General features: G+C 51.2%; 16 protein-coding genes. 5 read left to right on the plus strand and 11 right to left on the minus strand.

Annotated elements, in window-relative coordinates:
* On the minus strand, window positions 1–456 hold the full coding sequence (locus BMZ51_RS15145; protein WP_068006672.1) for a YeeE/YedE family protein: 456 nt from the start codon (window positions 454–456) through the stop codon (window positions 1–3).
* A gap of 280 nt (window positions 457–736) precedes the next feature.
* On the opposite strand from BMZ51_RS15145, the gene BMZ51_RS15150 reads away from it, so the two are divergent.
* Window positions 737–1891 carry an acyl-CoA dehydrogenase family protein gene (locus BMZ51_RS15150; protein WP_208979499.1) on the plus strand — a complete coding sequence of 385 codons (1155 nt, stop codon included), beginning with the start codon at window positions 737–739 and terminating at the stop codon, window positions 1889–1891.
* A 44-nt stretch (window positions 1892–1935) separates the two neighbouring features.
* Here the strand turns inward: BMZ51_RS15150 and BMZ51_RS15155 are convergent, their stop codons facing one another.
* Window positions 1936–2565, minus strand: a complete 630-nt coding sequence (locus BMZ51_RS15155) for a hypothetical protein (RefSeq protein ID WP_068006670.1) — start codon at window positions 2563–2565, stop codon at window positions 1936–1938.
* Window positions 2566–2691: 126 nt separating this feature from the next.
* On the minus strand, window positions 2692–3564 hold the full coding sequence (locus tag BMZ51_RS15160; protein WP_208979500.1) for a trypsin-like serine peptidase: 873 nt from the start codon (window positions 3562–3564) through the stop codon (window positions 2692–2694).
* A gap of 217 nt (window positions 3565–3781) precedes the next feature.
* Here BMZ51_RS15160 and BMZ51_RS24325 point away from each other — a divergent pair, with 217 nt between their 5' ends.
* From BMZ51_RS24325 to BMZ51_RS15180, 4 genes are read left to right on the plus strand one after another with little or no spacing between them, the layout of a single operon-like run.
* On the plus strand, window positions 3782–4258 hold the full coding sequence (locus tag BMZ51_RS24325) for a hypothetical protein (RefSeq protein ID WP_208979501.1): 477 nt from the start codon (window positions 3782–3784) through the stop codon (window positions 4256–4258).
* Window positions 4259–4272: 14 nt separating this feature from the next.
* Window positions 4273–4950: a PspA/IM30 family protein gene (locus BMZ51_RS15170; RefSeq protein ID WP_068006666.1), complete on the plus strand. Its 678-nt coding sequence runs from the start codon at window positions 4273–4275 to the stop codon at window positions 4948–4950.
* 37 nt (window positions 4951–4987) lie between these two features.
* Complete coding sequence (locus BMZ51_RS15175; RefSeq protein WP_068006664.1) at window positions 4988–5683, plus strand: OB-fold-containig protein; 696 nt, start codon at window positions 4988–4990, stop codon at window positions 5681–5683.
* 20 nt (window positions 5684–5703) lie between these two features.
* Window positions 5704–7440, plus strand: a complete 1737-nt coding sequence (locus BMZ51_RS15180; protein WP_068006662.1) for a flotillin family protein — start codon at window positions 5704–5706, stop codon at window positions 7438–7440.
* Window positions 7441–7499: 59 nt separating this feature from the next.
* Here the strand turns inward: BMZ51_RS15180 and BMZ51_RS15185 are convergent, their stop codons facing one another.
* The 8 genes from BMZ51_RS15185 to BMZ51_RS15220 all read right to left on the minus strand — a co-directional run bounded on the left by BMZ51_RS15185 (window position 7500) and on the right by BMZ51_RS15220 (window position 19061).
* Window positions 7500–8669 carry an acyl-CoA dehydrogenase family protein gene (locus tag BMZ51_RS15185; RefSeq protein ID WP_068006659.1) on the minus strand — a complete coding sequence of 390 codons (1170 nt, stop codon included), beginning with the start codon at window positions 8667–8669 and terminating at the stop codon, window positions 7500–7502.
* Between the two features lie 43 nt (window positions 8670–8712).
* Window positions 8713–10602, minus strand: coding sequence for an ATP-binding protein (locus BMZ51_RS15190; RefSeq protein ID WP_068006658.1), 1890 nt, complete (start codon window positions 10600–10602; stop codon window positions 8713–8715).
* Window positions 10603–10710: 108 nt separating this feature from the next.
* On the minus strand, window positions 10711–11898 hold the full coding sequence (locus BMZ51_RS15195) for an acyl-CoA dehydrogenase family protein (protein WP_068006655.1): 1188 nt from the start codon (window positions 11896–11898) through the stop codon (window positions 10711–10713).
* A 53-nt stretch (window positions 11899–11951) separates the two neighbouring features.
* On the minus strand, window positions 11952–13562 hold the full coding sequence (locus BMZ51_RS15200) for an acyl-CoA carboxylase subunit beta (protein ID WP_068006654.1): 1611 nt from the start codon (window positions 13560–13562) through the stop codon (window positions 11952–11954).
* Window positions 13550–14458 carry an SDR family oxidoreductase gene (locus BMZ51_RS15205; protein WP_068006652.1) on the minus strand — a complete coding sequence of 303 codons (909 nt, stop codon included), beginning with the start codon at window positions 14456–14458 and terminating at the stop codon, window positions 13550–13552. The genes BMZ51_RS15200 and BMZ51_RS15205 overlap by 13 nt, the downstream gene beginning before the upstream one ends.
* A 112-nt stretch (window positions 14459–14570) precedes the next feature.
* Window positions 14571–16253: an AMP-binding protein gene (locus BMZ51_RS15210; RefSeq protein ID WP_068006650.1), complete on the minus strand. Its 1683-nt coding sequence runs from the start codon at window positions 16251–16253 to the stop codon at window positions 14571–14573.
* Window positions 16254–16422: 169 nt separating this feature from the next.
* Window positions 16423–17229: an enoyl-CoA hydratase/isomerase family protein gene (locus BMZ51_RS15215; protein WP_068006649.1), complete on the minus strand. Its 807-nt coding sequence runs from the start codon at window positions 17227–17229 to the stop codon at window positions 16423–16425.
* A complete protein-coding gene (locus tag BMZ51_RS15220) occupies window positions 17229–19061 on the minus strand; it encodes an acyclic terpene utilization AtuA family protein (RefSeq protein WP_068006647.1) in 1833 nt (610 codons plus the stop codon). The genes BMZ51_RS15215 and BMZ51_RS15220 overlap by 1 nt, the downstream gene beginning before the upstream one ends.
* Between the last annotated feature and the right edge of the window lie 70 nt (window positions 19062–19131).

Consider the following 19131-nt stretch of genomic DNA (forward strand, 5'->3'; position numbering starts at 1 on the left):
CTATCCTCCCACCAAATGGCGCATGACAAACACGACAACAGCACCCACAGACATAAAAGTGACCGTTGCTGCAAGCGAGCGAATAGACAAACGTGACAATCCGCAAACGCCATGCCCGCTTGTACACCCGTTGCCGAAAACCGAACCAAAGCCAACAAGGACACCGGCAATTGCGATGAGCGACAAGTCACCCGTAAACACTTGCTCGATCTCCAAGCCCCCTGACATCAGCAACAAGGGAGCAAGAACAAGCCCGCCAACAAACGCCAGTTGCCAGCTTTTTTCACCATGCAGCCAGGCAGATCTGCCATTTGCAAGCCTGCTCGATTCAAACAAACGGCTATAGATACCACTAATCCCCGCAATTCGCCCGTTGGTAAGCAGCAGAATGACCGCGGATAATCCGATTAATACCCCTCCAGCTAATGAGGTATAGGGAGTGAAATCAGTTATCATTTTTGTACTTTTCCTCTTCCCTCTTAGGAAAACTCAGGTGATGGAGATTGTGAAACATGTCGAACAACAACACTTTCTAAATTAGTACATTCTAATATATATGCCGATTTTTGAGTGTCAAGTCGCCGGTACCGGCCATTTTGCCTACCGCCTAATACTCATCGCCAGTTGCACCACATATCCGCCTCGCATAGGCTTACCGTATAGGTTAAGAAACGGCCCTGGATCACAGCTAGGAGATGCTTTGGGAGGCAGCCGTTTCACATTAAAAGACAAAGGGATGGCTATGATTGATGAAGACCTGAAGGGTGAACTTGAACTTTTTCGCGATAACGTAAAACGGTTCATCGATACAGAGATTCTCCCCCACTACGATAAATGGGAGAAAGCAGAGATTTTCCCGCGCGAGATCTGGAACAAACTGGGCGAACAAGGCCTTCTCTCGGTCGACACTCCAGAAGAGTATGGCGGGTTTGAAACCAACTTCCTCTTTTCCATGGTTATCATCGAAGAGTTCTCTCGCGCCAACTGCAACGGCCTCGGCGTCTCTCTAAGCGTACACTCAGATATCGTTGCACCATACATCCTAAACCACGGCTCAGAAGAGCAGAAGAAGAAGTACCTGCCCAAGATGGTCAGCGGAGAATGCGTCGGCGCGATCGCAATGACGGAACCTGCCGCAGGCTCAGATCTGCAGGGCATCCGCACCATTGCACGCAAAGATGGCGACAGCTATATCATCAATGGAAGCAAGATTTTCATCACCAATGGCCAGCACGCTGATGTGGTGATCGTGGTCGCTCGCACCAACCTGGATGTCTCCGGCTCCAAAGGAACCAGCCTGTTCCTTATCGACGCCGATAATCCAGGCTTCAAACGAGGGCAGAACCTCGACAAAGTTGGTCTGCATTGCTCAGACACATCAGAACTCTTCTTCGAAGACCTGCGTGTTCCTGCCAGTGCCTGCCTTGGCGCAGTGGACACTGGCTTCCACATCATGATGAACGAACTACCACGTGAACGTCTCACACTGGCCGTTGGTGCAGTTGCAAACGCCGAAGGCGTGATGGCGATGACATCACAATACGTGAAAGAACGTCAGGCTTTTGGCCGCCCTGTAGCAATGCTTCAAAACACGCGCTTCAAAATGGCCGAGATGGCAACGGACGTACGCATCCACCGCTCCTTTGTGAACGAATGTTGCGAGTTGTTCAGGCAAGGCAAGCTGGATAACACCACGGTGAGCATGGCAAAGCTTGGAACCACAGAAATGCAGGGGCGCATTGTAGACGGCTGCCTACAGCTTCATGGTGGTTACGGCTACATGACAGAATACGGCGTTTCCCGCGCATTCGTTGACGCTCGCGTTCAGCGTATTTACGGCGGGACCTCAGAAATCATGAAGGAATTGATCAGCCGGCAAGTGCTTGCTTGACGATGGTTTTGGGGGAGGCAAGCGTCTCCCCTTTCCTTTACAGATCAGGATGCTTTGCGCACGGCCCAAAGTTCATCGAATTGCATCACACCGTTTTCTGAAGTCCAAAGGTGCTCTCCTTCCCCCTTGAGGATGGTGCCCAGCTCAGGACTATAGGAATACTTGGTGGTCAAAGGCTTACCCTCAGTGGTAACCGTTTCCATGGTGATCTCTAAAACATCATAGGCACAACGACCAACCTGCAACCGGTTAGGCTCACCAACAGAGAACGTGTAAGGGACATCGCTCCGGACCAGAACCTCGTTTTCAAACACATTCACAGACGCACTCCAAACCTTCCCCACTTCTAGAGGGAAGAATTCTGAAAACGGAACATCTGGAACATAAGTCCGGTTGATGTGCGCGCCGCGCTCATACGAAAGAAACAAACCTCGTTCATGAACATGGATTTGGTCACGTACGACCACATACCTTTCATCCAGATGAAGCTCTGTGACCTGTCCATGATCATCCAAGCGAACAAGCAAGCGCGCTGGGATCTGATTATTTATCATGACCATGCCGGTTTTCATCGTGTCGTCAGTTGGGCACACTTGGGCAAATGCCGCGCCACTCAAGTAAACGCTAGCGCAAAGCCCCCAAAACAGCTTCCCAATAACACCAGATCTTTTCATCGATAAATCACGTAGATACTTCTTTTAAACAAGGCCGCCTAACTAACAGCATTTTGAGAAAATGGGATTGATATATATACTTTGCCCATTAGTCACTTCGAAGTACGTATAGTGACGTACCGTCTATTATCCGACTTGGCCTGACAACCTTAATCGGTCCGCAACCTCTACTGCATGGGCATTTTGCTTCGACGCATGTTCCATCACGTTGGAAAGGATCGCACTGATACGGATCCCGCGGTTTGCAATCCAGCGACGACGATTTGAAGGATCTCGTATACTGCGGTGATGCAATGCGACTGGCAACCACTGATCATTCAAGACCGGCGCACCAGATGAACCCGGCAAAGTATCGCTTGAGTATGTAATGAATTGCTCATGCAAACTCAGAACATGGCTGTTTCGAAGTGAAAGGCTTTTCAATCCGCCATTGGGGTGATGAATGATAGAGACCGGTTCCCCTTTGACGGCCTTACCGGATTGCGGCAGCAACTGTAAAAAGCCAAAGTCTGCCAGAGCGACCTTCTCACTGTTCCCCTCCTCAACAGATACAAAACTAAAGTCCAGCTCATCACTCGCGCTGGTAAAGAAAACCTCATCAGTAATCGAAAACTCAACAGACCGCCCAAGCGAAAAATTCTCATCCATCTCGTATTGAAAAATGGCAGAAGCCAAACTCGCAGACCTACTGGATCGGATAACGTGGTTGTTTGTCAAAAGAAGATTTGGGCTCACCAAAAAACCAGAGCCTGCTGCGATGGGAATACGCCCCTCACGGTAAAGCTGAACTTTGCAAACAGATCGCGCTGCAGAGACCCCGCGGCTTAGGTAGTTGATCGGGAAGATATCAGAAACACCCATAATACGCTCAAACGCATCAGTGTCCCCTTCCGCGATCAGCGACTTGCGCACATGCAAACGCTCAGGGTCATCCCATCGCGAGCGGTTCAAATCACTGAGCGCACCACGCTTGCAATTACACTCACGCTTTCTCAACATCACCATCAGCCCCAGCCTTCCAAAAACACCCTTCCTCTAGAAGACCCACTCCACCAAAACCTGTGAGGTAAGCTGCCTTGTTCACCATGGAACCAATAAGTCATCTAGAATTTGGTCAATGTCATTTCCTGACGAACTCAAAAATTTTACAGATAGCACTTGAACAATTAGCGATTGCAATTACATTAGAAGTACATTCGCAATACAAAGGTACGACATGCCCTCGAGATCAATATCACTCAGTGTTCGTTTAACCCAGGAAGAATCTGAGACCCTTGCACGTCTGAATTTTCCAGATGCAAGAACGCCGAGCGATAAAATCAGGGCATTGATTGCAGCTCCAGAGGAGAGCTTTGGCTCTTTGGAGCAGGGAACTCATACTTTTGCTGCGCGCAAACTGCTTAAACCAGCAAGTGACATGCTGGACCAAAACCAAAATCAATCAGATACTCTGAGGCTTCTGACAGACCGCCTTCCATTGCTTTTAGGAGAGTTGGCAAACAGATCAGACCAAGGAGACCTGAAAGAAACCGAGACCGCCATTACAGAAGATTTTTTTGAGCTTGTAGAGCTGGTATTGCAGGCAGGATTAAGACGAAACCCACGCCTTCAAAACCCAGAGCTTTTTAAAGAACTCGTCGATGATATGCGCAGCTCAACAGAACTCTTGCGCAACCGCTTAAACTCGAAATAAATTTGGAGGATTGAATGTCTGAATCTCTATTATCTCGCGTCGGTCGCCTGGTATCTGGAACTGCAAATTCCATTGTAGATACAGTAGAAAGCACCGCCCCGGACATTATCATGAAACAAGCCGTCCGTGAGCTTGACAACGCTGTTGAAGACGTTCGGGATGCTCTAGGCAAAGCTGCTGTAAAAAAACACGTCGCCAGCCAACGACTAGCTGAGACCAATAAGTCCCATGAAGAGCTCTCAGAAAAGATCGGTATTGCCTTAAAGGCCAATGAGAAAGACCTCGCCCGCGCAGCTGTAGCCCGTCAGATGGACTTGGAAGCACAGATACCAATACTGGAAAAAACCATAGCTGACGCCGGTGATGAAGAGCAGGAGCTCAACAGCTCCATTCTTGCATTGCAAGGCCGCAAACGTGAGATGACTGAGCAGCTTGATGCCTACATCGCGCAAAAGAGTGCAGCATTGAAGCAGGATGCAGAGGAAACAGCTGGCGGTGAACGCAAACTCAACTCTACCGTCGACAATGCAAACTCAGCGTTCGAGCGTGCAATGAAAGCAGCGACAGGCGTCTCGACAGGGTTTAACAACACCTCAGCAGCAGATAGTGCCAAGCTTGCGAAGCTGGATCAGATGACGCGAGATCACCGCGTAGAAGAACGCCTCGCCGCACTGGAAGCAGAGCTAGAATAATGCAGCTGGCGCAACATTTGGTTTTTTGGGGGGCGAATTGAGCGAACTAATATTTTCAGGTGAGACCTACCTATTTACATTGGCAATTTTTGTCATGCTTGCACTCGCCTTGTTAGAGGTTGTCAGCATGATATTCGGCCTGTCCCTGTCCGGTCTGGCTGATGAGTTCCTGCCAGATATGGAGATGGATGCTGATATCGATAGCGACATCGCTGTTGGCGCAACAGGACTTGGACCCGTGGAAGGGTTTCTGGCCTGGCTGGCCATCGGAAAAGTCCCTCTGATCATTCTCCTGATCATCCTCCTGACGAGCTTTGGTATTTTCGGAATTTTGTTGCAATACGCCGCTAAAACCCTTCTGACCACACCACTGCCATTCTGGATAGCTGTCCTTCCAGTGACGATCACGGCCTTGTGGTTTACGGGAAAGACGGGTCATGCTTTAGCGCGCGTGATGCCCAAAGAAGAAACAGATGCTCGCTCTCGTGATGCGTTGATCGGGGAGGTTGCAGTCCTAACGCTTGGTAACGCCACCACAAAGTTACAGGCAGAAGCAAGAGTGACCGATATCTATGGAACGCGGCACTACGTTCACGTCATTCCCGATACGCCAGAGACAACCTTAATGCAGGGAGACGAAGTCTTGCTTGTCGGCTTAAACGGCTCCCTTTTCACAGCCATTCCAAACCCACACTCCAATTTATCACCTCGCGAAGACACGCTTGCCAACTAATCTCTTATTTAAGGTTCTTTATGTTTACAGACACACAAAATGCCGCCGTAGAGGCGTCCAGTAGCATGTTCGAACTGCTTATATTAGCAGGTGTCATTCTCATTGCTATCGTCGCAATCGGCCTTATCTTTGCACGCCTTTACGTGCGTTCCTCCAAGGAAGTTGCCTTCGTAAGAACTGGTTTTGGTGGCCAGAAAGTCATCATGAATGGCGGAACAATCGTGTTGCCGGTGTTACATGACATCATTCAGGTCAACATGAACACCTTGCGCCTTGAAGTGCGCAGAGCGGATGAAGCCGCACTCATCACACATGATAGAATGCGTGTGGATGTGGTTGCAGAATTCTACCTCCGTGTTCAACCAACCACCGAATCCATCGCCAATGCTGCCCAAACCCTCGGCATTCGCACAATGCATCCAGAAGACTTGAAGAACCTCATAGAGGGCAAGTTTGTTGATGCCTTGCGTGCAGTTGCCGCCGAAATGGCCATGGAAGAGCTACACGAGCAACGCGTTTCCTTTGTTCAAAAGGTGCAGGCAGCCGTGTCAGAAGACCTGCTCAAAAACGGTTTGGAACTGGAGTCTGTATCTCTGACGGGCCTTGACCAAACCCGTATGGAATACTTCAACCCAAACAATGCCTTTGATGCAGAAGGCCTGACAAAGCTTACTCAGGAAATTGAAGAGCGTCGCAGAAAGCGGAACGATATTGAACAGGACACCGAAGTTCTGATCCGTCGTAAAAACCTGGACGCTGAACAGCAGAAGCTCGAAATCGCACGTGAAGAAGAATACGCCTCACTGGAACAGCAGCGTGATCTGGAAATCCGAAGAGCCAAGCAGCAGGCCCTCATCGCGACAGAACAAGCTGAGCGCCGCCGCGATGCGGAGCAGGCCGACATCACCTCCAAGCTGGAAATTCGCCAGTCTGCAATCTCTTCTGAGCGTCAGGTAAAGGAACAAGAAATCCTGAAAGACCGTTCCCTGGAAGAAACACGCATCGAAAAAGAGAAAATCCTTGAGCTGATCCAACAGGATCGCTCTATCGCGGTGTCAGAAAAATCCAAAGCACTTTCAAATGCAGATGCAGCAGCCAACGAAGCCCGCGCTATCGCAATCAAAGCGGAAGAACAGGTTGTCACGGCGCAGGAAGTCGAAAAAGCAGAACGTCTGAAACTCGTTGATCTCGTTCTCGCCTCTCAGGACGCTGAACGAGCTGCAATTTCGGTCACCGTAGCTGCTGAAGCTGAAAAACAAGCTGCCGAAGACCAGGCTGAAGCCATCCGTCTGAAAGCCAGCGGTGAGGCAGACCAAATCCGTATCGCGGCAAACGCGGATGCAGATTCTGTAATCACCAAAGCGGAAGCAGATAAACTTCGGTTGGCCGTGGAAGCAGAAGGTAAGCGTATCTTGAACGAGGCGTCTAACCTCCTGTCCGCAGAGCAAATCAACATGCAGGTAAAACTTGCCTTGATCGATGCACTGCCTCAAGTCATCGGCGCCAGCGTGAAGCCAATGGAGAATATTGATGAAATCAAAATTCTCCAGGTTGATGGGTTAGGCGGAAACGGTGCAGCACCTGCAAACGGCGCAACGAGCACAGAGGGCAATGCTGGTCTTTCTGACCAGATTGTAAACTCAGCACTAAGGTACCGCTCACAAGCTCCATTGGTTGACAGCCTTTTGGGAGAACTCGGCATCTCGGGCCTGTCACCCAATGAGTTGGCTCAGTCTGTATCCAAAGAAACGTCCTAAACAAAAACAGCCCCGCTGGCGACAGCGGGGCTTTCTCTTTCATCTCACAAGCAGACGGACTAAAGGCCCATCTGCCGGCTGGCAAGGTCCTTCATAATTTCAGAGGAGCCGCCACCAATCGTCATCACTTTGGTCTCGCGGTAAACACGCTCAACCTTGGTGCCGCGCATGTACCCTGCCCCACCAAGAATCTGAAGGCACTCATTTGCCACATATTCCAGCGTACTTGTTGCAAGGTTCTTCACCAGACAGATCTCGGTGACTGGGCTTTCACCATTTTGCAGGCGCTGTGCAAGCTCTTCCAAAACAGAACGAACCGCCTGCATTTTCATTGCCATATCAACAAACTTATGGCGGATGACCTGGCGGTGAATGAGAGGCTTCCCAAACGTCTCACGCTGCTTTGCCCATTCCAAAGCTTCCTCAAACACCCCCAGCATATGGCCATAACAAGCAGAAGCCAGGAACAACCGCTCATTGTTAAAGTTCATCATGATGCCCATGAAGCCGGCATTCTCGCCGCCAATCAGGTTTCCAGCAGGTACTTTAACATTGTCAAAATGCAATGTTGCGGTGTCCGATGCCCACCACCCCATCTTTTGCAAAGGTGTTTGAGTAAAGCCCTCCATGCCTTTTTCAACCAGCATCAGAGAAATTCCACCCATACCGGTGTCACCGGTACGCACTGCCACTGTGTAGTAGTCTGCACGCATGCCAGATGTAATGAACGTCTTCTCACCACTCAAAATGTAATGCCCGTTTTCACGGTGCGCGCGCGTCTTCAGGTTTTGCACATCAGATCCACCACCTGGTTCTGTGATGGCAAGCGCAGAGATTTTTTTGCCCGAAAGTATGTCAGGCAGCACCCGCTCTTTCAGTTCAGGAGAGCCAAGGTTTGCAATGGGAGGTGTCCCAATCGCATGGCTCATCAAACCAGCACTGATCCCGCCGGTTCCTGCACGTCCTAGTTCCACCGATGCAAGGTAACATAGCGGATAATCAACCCCGGTCCCGCCATAGGCCTCAGGAAACATGATACCCAGCAGTCCAATGTCAGCAGCTTTCTTGTAAAGCTCGCGTGGAAATTCATTGGCCTCGTCCCAGTCAGCAGCATATGGCGCAACTTCAGAAGCCACAAAACGCTTCAGCACATCACGAAACGCTTCATGTTCATCACTAAAAATGGTCGATTTACGGTTTAATCCAAAATCTGGAAGACTAAGCGTCATTATTCTCTCCCCCGCGAAATCTGCGGATTAACATCATTGGCAATCAGGCGTTCTCTTCTTCCAGACGAACCAGCACATCACGGCTGTTCACCTGTGCGCCCTCTTGGGTTCCAAGTTCTGCAACAATTCCATCGCGAGGCGCAGTCAGTTCGTGCTGCATTTTCATGGCCTCCAGGACCAACAGCACATCCCCTTTAGAAACCTGAGCACCCTGCTCTGTCTTCAAAGCCACAACCGCCCCAGGCATTGGCGCGATTACGGAGCTGGAGGTCGCCGAATTATCGGTCTTCCTCGTGCTCAGGCTTTGCTCTTCAAAAAACTGCGTCTGTCCATCCAGCGAAATCCAAAAGCCGCCCTCTGGCCCTTTACTCACAAAAGCGGACCGGCGAACGCCATCGACATAAAAGACGAGTTTACCCAGATCATCCTGCTCAAGGATTTGCAGGTCCTCGCGCGGCGTAACACTCTCACCGTCCAGTTTTATCTTCACAGGCAGCGGGGTTGCAGTCGTCCAGCGCGTTTGCCCTTTGTTGCGTGCAAACAGGTGCACAGCAAGATCACGCATCAGCTCTCGCACGCTATCAGCAGCAACAGACCCCAGCTCACGATCATTCAGGAATGCAGTTGTCGCTTCGCCCGCAGCAAAAACATCATCCAGCAACACGCTTTTCAAGAAAGAACCATTATGGACGAGACCCTGTAGGACCAGCTGGTCCAAACCACGTAACAGCTTGCGCCTTGCTTCCTCACGGTCCGCACCATGTGCAATCAGCTTGGCGATCATCGGGTCATAATAGGACGAGATCACACTGCCTTGCTCAATGGCACTGTCAACGCGCAAGGCCAGCTCAGGCCCATTCCACGCAACCACCTGACCGGTTTGCGGCAAAAACCCTGCATCAGCATCTTCTGCGTAAAGCCGTAGTTCCATAGCATGACCGGAAAAGGATATATCCTCCTGGGCCAACGGCAATGGCTTACCTGCTGCTACATCCAGCTGCCAGGCAACAAGGTCCTGCCCCGTAATCTCCTCCGTTACAGGGTGTTCAACCTGCAACCGGGTATTCATTTCCATAAAGTAGAAGCTGCCATCTGCAGCAAGTAAAAACTCAACCGTACCAGCCCCACGATACCCAATGGCCCGCGCAGCTTCTACAGCAGCTTGCCCCATGGCGTCACGGATTTCTGGAGTCACAGAAGGTCCCGGAGCCTCTTCAATCACCTTTTGGTGACGGCGCTGAACAGAGCAGTCCCGCTCCCCTAAATGCACGACATTGCCGTGATTATCTGCAAAGATCTGTATCTCCACATGTCGTGGATTGATCACCGCCTTTTCCAAAATAAGCTCGCCATTACCAAAAGCCCCAACAGCTTCAGATGCCGCAGCAGCCAGCTTGTCTTCCAAGCCCTCCAGGTTTTCCACCAGACGTAAACCACGCCCACCTCCACCAGCCGATGCCTTGATCATTAACGGCACACCAATGCGTGCAGCTTCAGCAGCCAGTACTTCAGTAGACTGATCTGCTCCAGAATAACCTGGAACACACGGAACCCCTGCCTCAATCATCCGCAGCTTGGAAAGGCGCTTGGATCCCATAAGCTCAATCGCTTGCGCTGGCGGCCCGACAAACACCAGTCCAGCAGCGTCACAAGCCTTCGCGAAATCTGCATTTTCGGCAAGAAATCCATAACCAGGGTGCACAGCTTGTGCGCCCGTTTTACGTGCAGCTTCCAAAACAGCTTCAATATTCAGGTAGGATTCAGCTGGTGTTGCCCCACCAATACACGCTGCGACATCAGCGTCTCCTACATGAGGAGCCGTTGCATCAGCCTCGGAATAAACAGCAATACTCCGATAGCCCTTTTGCCGCGCAGTGCGGAAGACGCGGCGAGCAATCTCCCCCCGATTGGCAACCAGGACGCTATCAAACATCAGAAATTCCCTTCACACTGCCAAATGCTAAAGCGTATTCCCAAAAGGTGGAAACCGATGTTCGAAAATACGCGATAGCAAAGACTTCAAGCAGTTCTTAAAAGCAGCTTATTCAGCCGCTTCCTTCTGCATCGCACGGTTTTTTTTCGGGTTTGGCATAGTGCCGTCCAGTTTGGAGATGATAGACAGCATCACTTCATCGGCACCGCCGCCAATTGAAGTCAAACGACTATCACGCATAAACTGGCTCACAGGGTTATCCCACATGTAACCCATACCGCCCCAGTACTGCAGGCAAGCATCCGAAAGCTCACGAGACAGTCGACCTGCCTTAAGTTTTGCCATGGATGCCAAACGGGTCACGTTTTCACCGCGGACCATTGCTTCAACACACTTTTCAGAAAGCGCACGCAATAGCTCAACTTCAGTACGCAACTCACCAAGACGGAAGTGAACCACCTGGAAGTCCAAGATACTTTGGTTGAAAGCAGAGCGTTCGCGGCAATAGTCTTCAGTCAGTTGAATGATCCGGTCCATGCCGTCAATCAAAGACAGGGCACACCACAAGCGTTCCTCTTGGAACTGCAACATCTGGTACATGAAACCAGCGCCCTCAGTCCCAATCAGATTGCGCTGAGGTATGCGTACGTCATCAAAGAAGATCTGCGCCGTATCAGACGAGCGTTGACCAAGTTTGTTAAGACGATCTGACTTCGTGATACCCGCAGTATCCATAGGCACAATGATCAGGGATTTATTCTGGTGCTTATGTCCATCACTGGTGTTTGCCAGCATACACATGAAGTCTGCCTGTGTGGAGTTTGTGATCCACATCTTAGAACCGTTAATGATGTAATCGTCGCCATCTTTCACAGCATTGGTTTTGATGTTTGCAACATCAGAACCAGCATGCGCTTCAGAAACGCCGACACACGCAACCATGTCACCGGCAATAGCAGGCGTCAGAAATTCACTGCGCAGTTCATCAGAGCCAAAGCGGGACAGTGCGGGGGTTGCCATGTCGGTTTGCACGCCGATTGCCATTGGCACGCCACCACACACGCACGCGCCCAGCGCTTCAATAGTCACCGCCTGATAAGAGTAATCAAGGCCCATCCCGCCATACTCTTCCGGCTTATTGATGCCTAGGAAACCCAAATCACCCATTTTTTTGAAAAGTTCGTGTGCAGGAAAGATACCAGCTTCTTCCCACTCCGGAACGTACGGGTTGATCTCGGCCTCGACGAACTTGACCACCGCACTTTTCATTTTCCGATGTTCTTCAGTATATTCCATCGTGAAACCCTCATGTTTAACTCTGTTCGAAGACTTTTAGCGCGCCGCTCTCCCTAGCCACGCGCAACTCCGAACTGTGTTGGATTAAGCTGACGTTTCCTGCCATCTGCACAAACAGAAAGTGCAAGCGAAACAACGCGGCGCGTATCTCGTGGATCAATAATTCCATCGTCCCAAAGCCGGGCAGTCGCATAAAGCGCTGTTGTTTCAGGTGACATCTGGTCGATAATTTTTTGCGCCATCTGATCCGTCATGCCATCTGGGATTTGCTGTCCCATCTTCGCAAACTTCTCTTCAGTGATGATCTTCATCACCGTTGCAGCTTGCTCCGGCCCCATCACGCCCACTTTGGCTGTTGGCCAGGAGAAGATGAAATCTGGATCAAACCCACGACCGCACATACCGTAGTTGCCTGCGCCCCAAGCACCGCCAACCACGATCGTAACTTTGGGCACAGTGGCATTGGCTACCGCCTGGATCATCTTGGAACCATGCTTAACAATACCGCCGGTCTCAGCATCACGCCCAACCAGATATCCGGTCGTATTCATCAAGAAGAGAAGCGGCGTATCGCTTTGGCAACAAAGCTGAATGAACTGGGCAGCCTTAACCGCACCATCTGGATCTATCGGACCGTTATTGCCGAGGATCCCAACGGCATGACCATCAACACGTGCATGACCACATACAGTTGAAGCCCCAAACTCTCGCTTAAAATCAAGGAAGTCAGAGCCATCCGTGATGCGCGCTATAATCTCGCGTATATCGTAGGGTTTCTTGGCGTCTTCAGGCACAATGCCCATCAGCTCTTCAATATCGTAAAACGGCTGTGTCCCGGCCTCGGCTTCAACTGGAGCAGACCACGGCAAGTGATCAACAATCTCTCGCGCAGTCTCAATGCCGTGAGCGTCATCTTCAGCCATATATTCGGCGGTACCTGCAATGTTGTAATGAAGCTCTGCACCCCCCAGTTCTTCATCAGTTGCAATTTCACCTGTCGCCGCTTTGAGCAATGGCGGTCCAGCCAAAAAGATCTTTGTCTTTCCACGCACAACCACTGTGTAGTCTGAAAGACCGGGCATATAAGCCCCGCCTGCGGTGGAAGACCCATGAACCACTGTAATTTGCGGAATACCTGCTGCAGACATACGCGCCTGATTTGCAAACGTCCGTCCGCCCTCAACAAACAGCTCCGATTGATACAGTAAGTTCGCACCGGCACTTTCTGCCAGAGCGACAATGGGCAGTTTTTGTTTTCTGGCGATTTCCTGCAAACGCAAAGACTTCTTCAGCCCCATCGGTGATACAGAGCCACCCTTAATGGCAGAGTCTGTTGCAGTAACCAGACACCTCTTACCAGCCACATAGCCGATACCGGCAATAGAGCCACCGCCAGCGACATTCTTCTTGCCGTCATCATCGTGCATCTTCAGCCCAGCAAGCGTGGCAATCTCCATAAAGGGAGCCCCACGATCCAAAAGCAAGCTCACGCGATCACGCGGCAACAACTGACCGCGCTTTTCAAACTTCCCACGCTTGCTCTCAGAGTTTTCCCGGACCTTAGCCTCATACCCGCGAAATTCGGCGATCAGTGCTTCCATAAACGCTTTGTTTTGAGAAAACGCAGCGCTGCCAAGATCAATAGCTGATGTTAACTTGGGCATTTTTCTTTCTCCCAAGCTTGCAAGGCCTTTGGCTTTTCATAACGGTGAAAGCCTTGATATGTCGCCATATTCTCATTGTCTTCAACTGGCATCAGGTTGGTCCACAACGGAGCCCCACCATCCACGCCAATACACTGACCGGTAATAAACGCAGCCCCCGGACACAACAAAAAGTTCACCAATGAAGCAACCTCGGCCTCCGTGCCCAAACGGCGGGCAAGGTTGTTGTCTGCCATGCCCTTGAACATCCCTTTGATGAAGCTTTCATCGTACGCGTCAAACCCGGAGGACGCGATCCAACCTGGCGCAACAGCATTCACACGCACACCAGCAGCCGCCCATTCCACAGCCAGCGTCATGGTCAGGTTCTGCATGCCCGCACGTGCCACACCCGAGTGTGCCATCCCCGGCATTCCACGCCACATATCAGCAACGATATTAACGATGGCACCGCCTTTGTTTTTGCGCATGCTTTGGTTGTAAACCTCACGCGCCATCAGGAAACCACCAGTGACATTGGTCTCCACGACCGCGTCAAAGCCCTTTTTCTTGATAGCAGCGGCAGGACTGGGGTACTGGCCACCTGCATTATTGACGAGGCCATGAATAACACCGCGATCAGCAACGATTTTAGCAACCGTCTCTGCGACAGCTTCCTCATCGCGAATATCCAGCGAGTACGCCGATACCTCGCCGCCATCCAGGCGAATTTCCTCACACACAGTATCAAGCTTTGACTGTTTGCGGCCAAGGAGAACGGTATGAGCACCCAATGATGCAAGTTCATGGGCGATACAACGGCCAATGCCACTGCCTCCCCCGGTCACAATCACACTCTGTCCATCAAACAACCCATCTCGCAATATGGATGCGTATCGGGACGGTTCATTGCTCATTCCAGTATTCTCCCTGCCGCAAGTGCGGTTTATTCAAACAAAGGTGTTCACCTCAATGTCCCGTTTTGGGGTGAGAACGTCACCCCAAAACTCTCTTCAACCGATCAGCTAGTCACACCACCGTTTCGGCCACACACTCGTCTTCCCACACCACAGGACGCCTAGGCATATTCTGCACAACTTCCTGATAGCGATTCTCAAGAACGGATCTCTTGATCTTCATGGTTGGGGTGAGATAGCCGTTATCAATGGTCCACATGTCATTCACGACCACGATAGAGCTCAGCTTCAGGTGGCTCTCAACGGAGCTATTGATATCCTGATAGGTTTTCTCAAGGCTCTTGCGCACTTCTTCGCGCGACAAGCCCTGCGTTACCTCACTCGACAAGAACACAACGCCAGCTGGCTGTGCCAGGTTAGAGCCCATAACGCATGCCTGCTCAACGAAGGTATTGTCAAACAGCATTGCTTCAATCGGGACAGGAGCGATGTATTTGCCCTTGGAGGATTTAAAGATCTCCTTCACACGGCCCGTGATGCTCAAGAACCCATCAGCATCCTGCTGCACTTTGTCACCGGTATGGAACCAGCCGCCTGTTTCGACCACTTCAGCAGTCAGCTCAGGTTTTTTATAATAACCCCTGGCAACTGAATCACCGCGAATGAGAAGCTCACCTTCATCAGAAATCTTGATCTCCAAACCGGTAAGCGGTGTTCCGATCGTACCAAGTTTGTCTGCGCGGAATGGATGATGGGAAGAAGCAAGACCTGTTGTCTCAGTCATCCCCCAACCCTCGGTAATATTGATGCCGATTTTCCGGTACCAATCCAGCACCGCCTTAGAAATCGGCGCCGACCCACTTCCGATAATCTTTGCATTAGCCAAACCAAGCTGGTCGCGGATCTTTCTTTTCACAAACCAGCTCAGCACCGGAATCTTCAAAAGCCTATCCAGCTTTTTCTGCGGAGCCTTAGCAAGAATACCAGACTGGAATTTCATCCAGAGCCGTGGCACGGAAAGGAACATCGTCACTTCAGCAGCCCGAAGATCCTCCGCAAAAGTATCCAATGACTCCACAAAGCTAACCAACACACCCGAGTAGAGGCTGACATGCTCTACAAGTGCGCGCTCAGTGATATGCGCCAATGGCAAGTACGACAGCAGGCGTTCATTAGGTTGCAGCTCCAGGCTTTGCGTCGGAGCCCACGCACCGTATGCAATATTGCGCCATGTAAGCTCCACCCCTTTAGGGTCCCCAGTGGAACCAGAGGTGTAGACAATGGAGAACAGCTCATCCAGATCTGGCTTTGCCAGTTCAGGTTCAGGCAGTGGCTTATGGGCGCTCAGAAGCTCTTTCCAGCTGTGATCACAGTCGATCGTGTCATAAGGCAAAGCAATCTTGACCACACCCTCGCGAATGCCGTTTTCACTTGGTGCAAAATCATCCAGCTTGCCCATAAACACCGCTTTAATATCGGCATGGTCGACAATAAAACTGATCGTTTCGGCTGAAGCCGTGTAGTAAATCGGTGTCGAAATATAGCCAGCTGCCTGAATAGCAAAGTCAGCCAGAAACCATTCTGCGCAGTTCTTTGAAAGGATCCCGATACGGTCACCCTTCTTAAACCCCATGGACTGAAGTGCAGCGGCCATGCGCCGAACTGCGTCATAACATTCCCGCCAAGTGAAAGTTATGTATTGACGGTTCACTGGCTGGCGCAGGTAAACCTCGTCAGGTTTCTCCGCCGCCCATTTTTGCAGCATTTCAATTGGAAGTGCGTACTGTTTTTTCATCTTCCCTCCTCTGGTGCACTGGTTCAGCCCCCCGCTGAGCCCAGCACATCCATTTTTCACGCGTCAGACTTTGGTACCGAAGTCTACAATAGTATATATACCTACGATGCATCTCTTCTTCGTTCACCGCATTCGAACACCGGTCCTGGTCAAATACATACCCCGAAATTTAAGGGGCCCACGTTGGCTTTCGTTTTTGTAAAAACGACTTCACGCCTTCCTGCCCTTCTTCTCCAACAATCGCTTTGGCAAAATAATCTGCCGCACTTTGACGCAATTGCTCTTGCTCTAAGAACAAAGTCTGTTCAACAATACGCTTGGTCGCTGCGATCGCACCCGGCGCACAAGACATAACCTGCTGCATGATGCCAGCTTCTGCCTCTTTTAACTCCGCTGCATTTGCAACAGCCACGTCAACCAAGCCAGCTTCACAGGCCTGCTCACCCGTTAGCTTGCTTGCCAACACCAAAAGCTTCTTCGCGTTTTGGTAGCCAAGACGTTTGGTAACGTATTGTGCAATTTGCGCAGGTGGCAACCCGATCCGGGTCTCTGTAAAAGCAAACTTGGCATCTTGTGTCGCAACAACAAAGTCACAAGCGCAGGCCATACCAAGCCCGCCGGCCATCGCCGCCCCCTCAACCAAAGCAACAGTGGCTTGCGGCTGGTTCGCGATCACTCCAAAAAACTCAGCAGCTTCCATACTAATTTCTTGCGCAATCGCTTCAGCTTTTTCACCACCTGCCATCACTTGCTGAAAGGACTTAAGGTCACCGCCAGCGCAAAACACGCCCCCAGCACCTGTAAAGGTGATGCCCCTGACCGAACGGTTACTGCTGACCTCGCGAAGCACCCGCGAAATGTCTGCGATGACCTCGCCAGTCAACGGATTACGTTTTTCAGGCTGGTTCAACGTTATTGTTAACCAGCTATCTTTCTGGGCCACAAGAACAGGACTGACTGTTGAAGCATCGTTCATCACTTCACCTCCTCCGCAATTGCCTGCGGGATTCGGACTTTGTATCCAAGCAGGATCTGACTGTATGCTTTCGCTTGAGGGTCCACGCGCAAGCTGGCAATCCCTCCGCCACCGAGCACATCATCAACCAAAAAGTTGAGTGCATGGCAGCTTGGCAGATAAAAGCGTGCGACCTTACCTGGATTAAAATGCGCTAGGGTCTTTGCAACGGCATCTTCAGTAAGTGCAGCTGCGATCCATGGCAGCCACTCAGCTTTGCGCGCAATCACGCCAATATTGGCCTTGTTACCTTTATCACCACTGCGGGCATAGGCCAGCTTGATGAGCGGAACTTCAACCACCGCTTCCTCTGCAGAAGAAACATCCGGAATATGGACAGGCTCAGCCGCTGCACCCGCGCCAGACGCAGTGGAGCGCTCAAAGGGAACAGGCTCGCCATCAAGGGAGACGACCGGCAACACACTGCTTTGCTCCACAAGGAAAGAGAACAACCGCACGACCGGCGAAGGCCTCGGGCGTCCGCCATTAAAGGGCGTCATACCAGGTGCCACAGACAGCCCCAGCCCAGTCAACTCGCGCAGCAACAGACCCGCAGCGCGCTGGTCGATGTGCCTGGCGGCAATTTTCAAAGTAACTTCTTCATAAGCACCATGGCTTGCAGGCCGCTCGCCAATCTGCGATCCGGCACCAACAATCTCAATGGAAACTTCCTGATAACCGGGAGCACCGAGTTTCTTCAAAACGCTCTCAGCGCGACCAACAGCCAGTTCGGCGAGGTTTTGAGCCTTTTCGCCCGCATCAAAACCGACATAAGGCACCATCAAACCGACACGAAAACCATCAGCCCAAGTCGCAGAAACCTTCAAACTTTCGGGAGCAGGACGCCCTTTTGCACCAGAAACATGCACACAATCTGGCGTCTTTTGCTCAATCTTCACCTCAGAGAAGTCGCAGGTCACATCTGGAAGGAGGTACGTTTGTGGATCGCCGATTTCGTAGACAAGCTGTTCAGCCACTGTGCCAACACTCACCAGACCGCCGCTTCCCTGCGGCTTGCTCAGATCACAGCTTCCATCTTCGTAAACCGTCGCAATTGGATAGCCGATCTTTTTAACGTCCGGCACATCACGCCAATCAGTAAAGTTGCCACCGGTTACTTGTGTCCCACATTCCAGCAGGTGCCCCACAAGACTGCCAGCACTGAGCCGGTCATTATCACTCCACCCCCAGCCAAAAGCATGCGCACAGGCAGCCAATGTCAGAGCACTGTCAGCGCACCGACCGGTGATGACAATATCTGCACCCGCCGCCAAAGCAGCAACAACCGGCTGCGCTCCAAGATAGGCATTGATGGACGCCACCTTCTCCGCTTTCGGAAAGCTCTCCCCCGAGAACATCTCCGTCATACCATCGGCTGTAAAGGCATCAGCGTACGACAACAAATCATCACCGGTAACCACAGCGACTTTCAGATCCAAACCTTGAGACGCAACTAACTCGCGGATTTTGGAGGCACAGCTTTCCGGATTCATCCCACCGGCATTGCTGAGAATTTTTGTTCCAGATGCTGCAATAGCCTTCAGGTTCAGCCCAAGCACCTGCTCAACAAAGTCTGTAGCATATCCCAGCTCAGGAGACTTCTGTCGCGCACGCGCCATGATAGAAAGCGTAATCTCCGCCAAGTAGTCATAAACAATGTAATCAAGACCACCAGAGCGCAAAAGCTGTCCAGTTGACGCACTGGAATCTCCCCAAAACCCACAGGCTCCCCCGATGCGAATTGGTTGCTTACGATCACTAGAGCTCTGATTCTCCGTGTTTTTCATGGACATTTGACGGAAACCTCTTTTACATACCAAACGTACGGTATATAATAGTTCCCATTACGTCAAGTATATCAGC

This window comes from Pseudovibrio axinellae (genome assembly GCF_900110875.1).
GTDB lineage: Bacteria > Pseudomonadota > Alphaproteobacteria > Rhizobiales > Stappiaceae > Pseudovibrio > Pseudovibrio axinellae.

Coding starts and splice junctions, on each gene's coding strand:
- BMZ51_RS15145 (WP_068006672.1), bottom strand. CDS start 456: ATGATAACTGATTTCACTCCCTATACCTCATTAGCTGGAGGGGTATTA.
- BMZ51_RS15150 (WP_208979499.1), top strand. CDS start 737: ATGGCTATGATTGATGAAGACCTGAAGGGTGAACTTGAACTTTTTCGC.
- BMZ51_RS15155 (WP_068006670.1), bottom strand. CDS start 2,565: ATGAAAAGATCTGGTGTTATTGGGAAGCTGTTTTGGGGGCTTTGCGCT.
- BMZ51_RS15160 (WP_208979500.1), bottom strand. CDS start 3,564: ATGTTGAGAAAGCGTGAGTGTAATTGCAAGCGTGGTGCGCTCAGTGAT.
- BMZ51_RS24325 (WP_208979501.1), top strand. CDS start 3,782: ATGCCCTCGAGATCAATATCACTCAGTGTTCGTTTAACCCAGGAAGAA.
- BMZ51_RS15170 (WP_068006666.1), top strand. CDS start 4,273: ATGTCTGAATCTCTATTATCTCGCGTCGGTCGCCTGGTATCTGGAACT.
- BMZ51_RS15180 (WP_068006662.1), top strand. CDS start 5,704: ATGTTTACAGACACACAAAATGCCGCCGTAGAGGCGTCCAGTAGCATG.
- BMZ51_RS15185 (WP_068006659.1), bottom strand. CDS start 8,669: ATGACGCTTAGTCTTCCAGATTTTGGATTAAACCGTAAATCGACCATT.
- BMZ51_RS15190 (WP_068006658.1), bottom strand. CDS start 10,602: ATGTTTGATAGCGTCCTGGTTGCCAATCGGGGGGAGATTGCTCGCCGC.
- BMZ51_RS15195 (WP_068006655.1), bottom strand. CDS start 11,898: ATGGAATATACTGAAGAACATCGGAAAATGAAAAGTGCGGTGGTCAAG.
- BMZ51_RS15200 (WP_068006654.1), bottom strand. CDS start 13,562: ATGCCCAAGTTAACATCAGCTATTGATCTTGGCAGCGCTGCGTTTTCT.
- BMZ51_RS15205 (WP_068006652.1), bottom strand. CDS start 14,458: ATGAGCAATGAACCGTCCCGATACGCATCCATATTGCGAGATGGGTTG.
- BMZ51_RS15210 (WP_068006650.1), bottom strand. CDS start 16,253: ATGAAAAAACAGTACGCACTTCCAATTGAAATGCTGCAAAAATGGGCG.
- BMZ51_RS15215 (WP_068006649.1), bottom strand. CDS start 17,229: ATGAACGATGCTTCAACAGTCAGTCCTGTTCTTGTGGCCCAGAAAGAT.
- BMZ51_RS15220 (WP_068006647.1), bottom strand. CDS start 19,061: ATGTCCATGAAAAACACGGAGAATCAGAGCTCTAGTGATCGTAAGCAA.